General features: G+C 70.2%; 4 protein-coding genes. 1 reads left to right on the top strand and 3 read right to left on the bottom strand.

All coding sequences use genetic code 11. The annotated features are described in order from the left end of the window. Positions 1–187 precede the first annotated feature (187 nt). Positions 188–1867: a hypothetical protein gene (locus ACE3QY_RS11870; protein ID WP_374456234.1), complete on the top strand. Its 1680-nt coding sequence runs from the start codon at positions 188–190 to the stop codon at positions 1865–1867. 19 nt (positions 1868–1886) lie between these two features. On the opposite strand, the gene treZ is transcribed toward ACE3QY_RS11870, so the two are convergent. Genes treZ through glgX form a run of 3 tightly spaced genes read right to left on the bottom strand, consistent with a single transcriptional unit; the run spans position 1887 to position 8079 of the window. Then, a complete protein-coding gene (treZ, locus tag ACE3QY_RS11865; protein WP_374456233.1) occupies positions 1887–3614 on the bottom strand; it encodes a malto-oligosyltrehalose trehalohydrolase in 1728 nt (575 codons plus the stop codon). Next, the gene (gene treY, locus ACE3QY_RS11860; protein WP_374456232.1) at positions 3614–5905 is read right to left on the bottom strand and encodes a malto-oligosyltrehalose synthase; all 2292 of its coding nucleotides are present in this window, start codon (positions 5903–5905) and stop codon (positions 3614–3616) included. Before treY ends, treZ begins: the two co-directional genes overlap by 1 nt. Then, complete coding sequence (gene glgX, locus ACE3QY_RS11855; protein ID WP_374456231.1) at positions 5902–8079, bottom strand: glycogen debranching protein GlgX; 2178 nt, start codon at positions 8077–8079, stop codon at positions 5902–5904. Before glgX ends, treY begins: the two co-directional genes overlap by 4 nt. Positions 8080–8148: the final 69 nt, after the last annotated feature.

Genomic DNA, 8148 nt, shown 5'->3' with positions numbered 1-8148 from the left:
GCGGGCGGCCGCCCCCCCGCCCAGTCCGGGGGGGGGTGGGGTTGGGGGGGGGGGGGGGGGGCGGGGGGGGGCCCCCCCCCCCCCGCGACGGCACCTGTCGTCCGGCCAATTGCGATGGCACACCTGCTTGCCGGAAAGTAGTCTGATTGCTTCCTCAAGGATGCTCGGCGGCGCTCGGGGAGTCTCGATGTTCATCGACGTGCTACGTGTGGTGGTGACCGGACTGGTCGGCGTGTACTTGGCCGCCGTCGTCTTCGTGATGGCGTTCCAGGTGGCTTTGCTGAAGAACCCTCAACTGGCGCCGAGCAGGATGAGTGTGATCGACATCGCGAACCGCGGGATGCAGCAGAGCGGCCGAACCAAACGCCTCGCGATTGCCGCGCTCGCCCTTCCAGCCGAAGCTGCTGCGTGGCCCGCCGCCGTGGCACGTCGTGCGCAAGCCAGAGCGTTCGAGAGCCGACTCTCAGACTTTCACTTCAGCTCCGCACTGTCGCTTCGCCCGCTTGTCCTGATCCAGTCGGCATGCGGATTCGCTCTCGCCGTAGCCTGCGCACTCCTGACGGGCCATGACTCGTTGGTGTGGCGACCGGCTTTGATCGTGCTCACCGTCTTCCTGCTGGCGGCACTCGTCGCCAAACATCTGAACTTCGCGATCAGCGGACTCCACGTTTCGCTGCGCCGCTCGCTCTACAGTCCCTTTGCCGTGTTCGCGGCGATCGCGTTGTTCGACGCGGCGGCACTTGTCCTCTTGGCTGCGTGCATGAGATCGCGGTTCGGCATGACCGATGCAGAACTGTCGAAAGACGGTCTGGCGAACACAGCGGGGGCCATCTTCAACGTCCCCTCCAATCTCGTCGAACTCACGTCACTGGGACCAGCCGCACTCGCAATGGCGGCGGTTGGGGTCGTCTACTCGACGGCCTTGGCACGATCCTTGCTCCAGCCGAGCCAGTTCCAACGGACGGATGAGGACCGACTGGCTCTGGCCAACCTGCTGACCAACGTCGGGGACATCGACAGGGCTGAACAGCACTTGGTCCGTGTGGCCAACGTCAACGTGTCCAGCCTGAGGGAAAAGGCCAGGATCCAGGCGGCGCGTGGAAAGTTTGAGGTCGCCGTCCAGAGTGCGAAGAAGGCGTCAGCGATGGCTGGCGACGACGAGAGCGACGAAGCCGCCGTTGTCGCCCTAGCTCGCTGGTGGATCTACACGTCCGTCGACCTCGAGGTAGTGAGCAGGTTCGTCCTTTTCGCGATCGACAAGGGGATGCCCGACTACGTGGTGGCCGAGGCAGTGCAGAACCGGGCGATGCTGGCGGGCGCCGACCCGACTGGCACGACCGACATCCTCGAGCCGCAGCTCGATGCGCTTCCAGCGACCTATCCACTGACCAAGGCGTCGCTCTTGCTGGACAGAGGCGACTTTGCCGGCGCCGAGGAGGAACTGCGGCAGAACGGGCCGATCGACGACGTGGCCGGGCTCTGGCACCCGTTCCTGCTCATGCGGACGGTCATCCAGGATCCGCAGCGTTCGTGGAACGAGACCGTCGCCGACGTCTCCAGTCTGATCGAAATGCGCCCGACGGCCAGTCTCGAGGCGCTGACCCAGGGACTTGCACCGACCCAACAACAGTTCGCTGGGATCCAGGTGTTCGTCGCTGAGGCCTGGCTGCAGTTTCTCGAAGTGAGGGCCGCCAAGGAGGGGGTTGAAGTTCCGGCCAGCTTCCGGGCCTATCGGACCGGCCTGATGGTCGTGGCAGAACAGCTCGTCGACTCGCCGAGCACACGCCGGCAACTCGGACGCATCGCCCGTGACCTGCTCAAAGCAGTGACGGGCGAACGCCTCGAGCCCTCACCGCAGGTGGTCTAGCAGCGGAGCGCCTCACAGTTCAACGCAACAACGCGCCGGCGTGCGGCGGGACCTCGACGGTGCCGCCGTCGAGGGCGACGCCCGTCGGCGTGTGGAACAGGATCTCCCCCGCATCGACGTCGAGCGTCGCGGGCACCTCGCCGGCGTTGACCACGACCAGCAGGTCGTCGCGGCGCATCGTGAACAGCCGGCCCTCGACCGAGCAGGACACGGAGCCGAAGGACGGGTCGGTGAGCTGCGGCAGCTCGCGTCGCAGCGAGACGAGCAGGCGGTAGCAGTCGAGCACGACCGCGTGGCGGCCTGTCGAGAGCTCGTCCCAGTCCAGCTTCGACCGCTCGAAGGTGGCCGGGTCCTGCGGGTCGGGCACCTCGGCGGGGTCCCAGCCCATCCTCTCGAACTCCGCGATCCGCCCCTCGGCGGTCGCCCTCCCGAGCTCCGGCTCGGGGTGGGAGGTGAAGAACTGGAACGGCGTCGAGGCCGCCCACTCCTCCCCCATGAACAGCATCGGCGTGAACGGCGCGGTCATCAGCAGCAGGGCGGCGCAGGCGAGCTGGTCGTCGTCCAGGTGCTCGGCGAGCCGGTCCCCGCGGGCCCGGTTGCCGATCTGGTCGTGGTTCTGGTCCGCCACGACGAGACGCCAGGCGGGCATCCTCGCGGTGTCGACCGGGCTCCCGTGGTCGCGCTCGCGGAACGACGAGAACGTGCCGTCGTGGAAGAAGCCCTGCTCGCACACCTTGGCCAGTGCCTCGAGCGGCTCGAAGTCGGCGTAGTAGCCGGCGGTCTCACCGCTGAGCGCGACGTGCACGGCGTGGTGGAAGTCGTCGCTCCACTGCGCGTCCAGCCCGTAGCCACCGGCCTCGCGCGGCTTCACGAGCAGGGTGTCGTTGAGGTCGGACTCGGCGATGAGGGTCAGCGGGCGCCGCAGCTGCGCCGACAGCGTGGCGGTCTCGATCGCCATCTGCTCCAGCAGGTGCACCTCGGAGGTGTCGCTGAGCGCGTGCACGGCATCGAGCCGCAGCGCGTCGACGTGGTAGTCCTCGAACCACATCCGCACGTTGTCGAGGATGTAGCGACGCACCTCGGCCGAGCCCTCGCCGTCGAGGTTGACCAGGTCGCCCCAGGTGTTGCGGCCCTCCTTGAGGTAAGGCCCGAACAGCGGCAGGTAGTTGCCCGAAGGGCCGAGGTGGTTGTGGACCACGTCCTGGACGACGCCCAGCCCGGCGGCGTGGCAGGCGTCGACGAACCGCCGGTAGGCGTCAGGACCGCCGTAGCCCTCGTGGACGGCGTACCAGCCGACGCCGTCGTAGCCCCAGTTGTGGGTGCCGTTGAAGGCGTTGACCGGCATCAGCTCGACGAGGTCGACGCCGAGGTCGACGAGGTGGTCGAGCCGCTCGGTCGCGGAGTCGAGCGTGCCCCCGGGCGTGAAGGTGCCGACGTGCAGCTCGTAGAGCACCGAGCCGGCGAGCTGGCGGCCCGTCCAGCCGACGTCACCCCACGCGTACGCCGTCGGCTCGTGGCACGAGAGCCCGTGCACGCCGTCGGGCTGCCGCCGCGAGCGCGGGTCGGGCCGCGGGTCCGGGGCGTCGTCGAGGAGGTAGCCGTAGTCGACGGCAGTGTCGGTGTCGGGCACGGGCTCGCTGGGCGTCCACCACCCGTCGCCGGTCCGCGTCATCTCGACGACCTCGCCGGCCAGGGCGAGCCGCACCCGCTGCGGCCGCGGCGCCCAGACGTCGTACGTGCCCCTCATCAGTCCTCCCGCACGAGCAGGGCCACCGGATGCGTGGCGAGCAGGTCGGCCAGGTGGCCGTCGGTGTCCACGCCGGTCAGCACGTCGTGCCAGCGCCCCGGCGGCAGGTCGAGCCGGGTGTCGCGCCACCCGCCGGCGGCCGCGAGGCCGACCGGGAGGCGGGTCGCGACGGTGATGGCACCGCCGCGGTCGAAGGCGACGACGTGGCCGGCGGCCGCGCCGGTGGCGGTGACCGGGGCGTAGCCGGTGAAGAGCTCCGGCCGCTCGCGTCGCAGAGTGAGCGCGGTGCAGGTGACGTGCAGCTTGTCGACGGCGTCGTCGGTCGCCTCGCCCGCCAGCACCGCGGCGCGGTGGTCGAAGTCGACGGGACGGCGGTTGTCGGGGTCGACGAGCGAGGTCTCCCAGAGCTCGCTGCCCTGGTAGACGTCCGGCACGCCCGGCATGGTGATCGCGACGAGCTTGGCGGCCAACGCGTTGGAGCGGCCGGGCTCCTCGATGCGGGCGGCGAGGTCGGCCAGCACGGCCCGCACCTCGTCGGAGTCGAAGAGCGCGTCGACCGCCGCGTGCACGGCGGACTCGTACGCCTCGTCGGGCTCGGTCCAGGTCGTGCGGTCGCCCGCCTCCCGCATCGCCTTCTCGGCGTAGCCGTGGAGCCGGTCGCGCAGGTCGGGCAGGTGCTCGGGCGTCCAGGCGCCGAGCACGGCCTGCCAGAGCAGCGAGCCGAAGCCCGGGTCCGGGACGGGCGCGAGCCGGAGCAGCTCGTCGAGGGCACGCTCCCAGTGGCCGGGCTCCTCGGCCAGCACGGTGATGCGGGCGCGGACGTCCTCGCCGCGCTTGGTGTCGTGGGTGGAGAGCGTGACCATCGCGTCGGGCCAGTCGCGCTGGCGGGCGGCCATCGCCTCGTGGAAGTCGTCGACACGGATCGCGAAGATCGACGGGTCGCCACCGACCTCGTTGAGCGAGGTCAGCCGGGACCAGCGGTAGAAGGAACAGTCCTCGACGCCCTTGGCCATGACCATGCCGGAGGTCTGCTGGAAGCGCCGTGCCGGCTGGCTCCACTCGTCGTGCAGCACCGGCTCGAGCACGTCGTACGTCGCCGCGAGGTCGGGGCGCTCCTCGCGTGCCCGGGCGAACGCCTGGGCGAGGTGGTCGCGGCCCTCGGGGAGGTAGGAGCGATAGACCGGGAAGCAGGCCAGCAGCTCGCCGACCGCGTCGGCCACGGCGTCGTCGTCGGCCGACTCGATCCGGTGCTCGAGCACGCGCTCGACCTCGCGGGTGATCCGGAGGACCTCGGAGTGGAGGATGCCGTCGGCGACGGCGCGCTTGTTGTCGTGGACCATGCGCTCCCAGTCGACCGGGGCGCCGCGGAGCCGGTCCTCGAGCGCGGTCAGCGGCGCCTCGCCGGCGGGGTCGGTGAGCACCCGGTCGACCAGCGCCAGCGCGTCGTAGCCCGTCGTCCCCGAGGTCGCCCAGTCGCGGGGCAGCTCCTCGCCGGGCTCGAGGATCTTCTCGACCAGGACGTAGGCGTCACCGGTCAGGGCGGCGAGGTCGTCGAGGTAGCGCTTGGGGTCGCGCAGCCCGTCAGGGTGGTCGACGCGGAGCCCGTCGACGAGGCCCTCGTCGAACCACCGCTTGATCTCCACGTGCGTCTCGGCGAAGACCTCGGGGTCCTCCACCCGCACCGCGGCGAGCGTGTTGACCGCGAAGAAGCGGCGGTAGTTGAGCTCCTCGTCGGCCGCCCGCCAGCTCACCAGCTCGTAGTGCTGCTCCTCGAGCGTCGTCGTATCGGGAGCCATCGGGAAGCGCTGGTCGTGGTAGCGGACGACATCGCCGTCGATGCGGATCGCGCCCTCGTCGTCGTCGCCGACCACCGGGATCAGGATGCGCCCGTCACCGGCCGCCCAGTCCACGTCGAACGCCGTCGCGTGCTCGGACTCGCGGCCCAGCCGCAGCACGTCCCACCACCACGGGTCCTCCGCCGGGGTGGCGACGCCGACGTGGTTGGGGACGATGTCGACCAGCACGCCCATGCCGAGCCGCCGCGCCTCGGCGGAGAAGGCGTCGAGGCCCTCGGCGCCGCCGCGCTCGGGGTCGACGTGGTCGAAGGCGACCACGTCGTAGCCGTGGGTGCTGCCGGGCTCGGAGGCCAGCAGCGGCGAGAGGTAGGCCCAGTCCACGCCGAGGTCGTGGAGGTACGGCAGCACCCGCGCGGCGTCGTACAGGGTGAAGTCGGGGCTCACCTGGAGCCGGTAGGTGCTGTGCGGCGTCCGCCGCTCCGCGTGGGAGGTCACGGCGCCTCCGTTCCCCCGGTCGCGCTCAGCGATGCGGACACCGAGCGGTCGGTCTCCTCGGGCTCGGGCTCGACGTGCTCCCGCAGCACGAGCGTGGATCGCTCCCCCATCGGCAGGGTGGTCCCGGCGGCGCACGTGCCGCGCTCGTCGGCGACCCCGCCGGTGTCGATCAGCACGTCCCACGACTCGGCGTACTCCGCCGGGGGCAGGGTCACCTCGCACGGCCCGTCGGCGTTGAAGAACAGCAGGAAGTGGTCGTCGGTGATCGGCTTGCCGCGGGAGTCGCGGGTGTTGATGGCGTCGCCGTTGAGGTACATCCCGAGCGACTTCTGGCCCGCGTCCCAGTCGCCGTCCTCCATCGCGCGCCCGTCGGGGTGCAGCCAGACGATGTCGTCGAGGCCGTTCTCGTCGGCCTGGCCGGTGAAGAACTGCCGGCGGCGGAAGGTGCGGTGCTCGCGACGCAGTCGGGAGACCGCGGCGGTGAACTCGACGAGCCCGTGGTCGGCCTCGTCCCAGTGCACCCAGGTCAGCTCGTTGTCCTGGGCGTAGCCGTTGTTGTTGCCCTGCTGGGTGCGGCCGAGCTCGTCGCCGTGCAGCAGCATCGGCACGCCCTGGCTGAGCAGCAGCGTGGTGATGAAGTTGCGCTGCTCGCGCGAGCGCAGCGCGTTGACGTGCTCGTCGTCGGTCGGGCCCTCGACACCGTGGTTCCACGAGCGGTTGTGGCTCTCGCCGTCGTTGTTGTCCTCGCCGTTGGCCTCGTTGTGCTTCTCGTCGTACGACACCAGGTCGCGCAGCGTGAAGCCGTCGTGGGCGGTGACGAAGTTGATGCTCGCGAACGGGCGGCGCCCGGAGTTCTCGTAGAGGTCGGAGGACCCGGCGACCCGGGAGGCGAACTCGCCCAGCGCGGGCTCGCCGCGCCAGAAGTCGCGGACGGTGTCGCGGTAGGCGCCGTTCCACTCGGTCCACTGCGGCGGGAAGCCGCCGACCTGGTAGCCGCCGGGGCCGATGTCCCACGGCTCGGCGATCAGCTTGACCTGGCTGACCACCGGGTCCTGCTGCACGAGCTCGAAGAAGGTGGACAGCTTGTCGACGTCGTAGAACTCGCGCGCGAGCGTCGCGGCGAGGTCGAAGCGGAAGCCGTCGACGTGCATCTCGGTCACCCAGTAGCGCAGCGAGTCCATGATCAGCTGCAGCGAGTGGGGGTGGCGGACGTTGAGGGAGTTCCCGGTGCCGGTGTAGTCCATGTAGTACTGCTGGTCGTCCTCGACGAGGCGGTAGTAGGCCGCGTTGTCGATGCCCTTCATGCTCAGCGTCGGGCCGAGGTGGTTGCCCTCGGCGGTGTGGTTGTAGACCACGTCGAGGATGACCTCGATGCCGGCCGCGTGCAGCGCCTTGACCATCGCCTTGAACTCCTGCACCTGCTGGCCGAGGCCGTCGGTGGAGGCGTAGGACTCCTGCGGGGCGAAGAAGCCGATCGTGTTGTAGCCCCAGTAGTTGCGCAGGTCCTTCTGCACGAGCGCGTCGTCCTGCACGAACTGGTGGACCGGCATCAGCTCGATCGCGGTGACGCCGAGCCGGGTCAGGTGCTCCACGACGGCGGGGTGGGCGATGCCGGCGTACGTCCCGCGGAGCTCCTCGGGCACCTCGGGGTGGAGCTGGGTGAGCCCCTTGACGTGCGCCTCGTAGATCAGCGTCTCGTGGTACGGCGTGCGCGGGCGGGCCTCGCCCTCCCAGTCGAAGAACGGGTTGATCACCACGCCGAGCATCACGTGGTCGAGCGAGTCGTCGTCGTTCGTCGTCTCGGGGTCGTCGAACCGGTAGGAGAAGACGGACGGGTCCCAGTCGTACTCCCCGACCGTCGCCTTGGCGTAGGGGTCGAGGAGCAGCTTGCTGGGGTTGCAGCGCTGGCCGTTGTCGGGGTCCCACGGCCCGTGCACGCGGTAGCCGTAGCGCTGGCCTGGCTGGACGCCGGGCAGGTAGGCGTGCCACACGAACGCGTCGACCTCGGTCAGCTCGACGCGGGTCTCCTTGCGCTTGCGCTTGCTGCGCGGGTGGTCGTCGATCAGGCAGAGCTCGACACGCTCGGCGACCTCGCTGAAGATCGCGAAGTTGGTGCCGCTGCCGTCATAGGTCGCGCCCAGCGGGTACGCCGCGCCGGGCCAGGTCTCGGTCATGCTGCGACGCTACCGGCGACTCGCGGGTAGGCGTCGGGTGTGCCCATCCGGCGGGGTGGGATCGGTGAC

Source organism: Nocardioides sp. (assembly GCF_041913365.1).
Taxonomy (GTDB): domain Bacteria; phylum Actinomycetota; class Actinomycetes; order Propionibacteriales; family Nocardioidaceae; genus Nocardioides.
This window is presented reverse-complemented; position numbering and strand designations above follow the sequence as displayed.

Coding starts and splice junctions, on each gene's coding strand:
- ACE3QY_RS11870 (WP_374456234.1), top strand. CDS start 188: ATGTTCATCGACGTGCTACGTGTGGTGGTGACCGGACTGGTCGGCGTG.
- treZ (WP_374456233.1), bottom strand. CDS start 3,614: ATGAGGGGCACGTACGACGTCTGGGCGCCGCGGCCGCAGCGGGTGCGG.
- glgX (WP_374456231.1), bottom strand. CDS start 8,079: ATGACCGAGACCTGGCCCGGCGCGGCGTACCCGCTGGGCGCGACCTAT.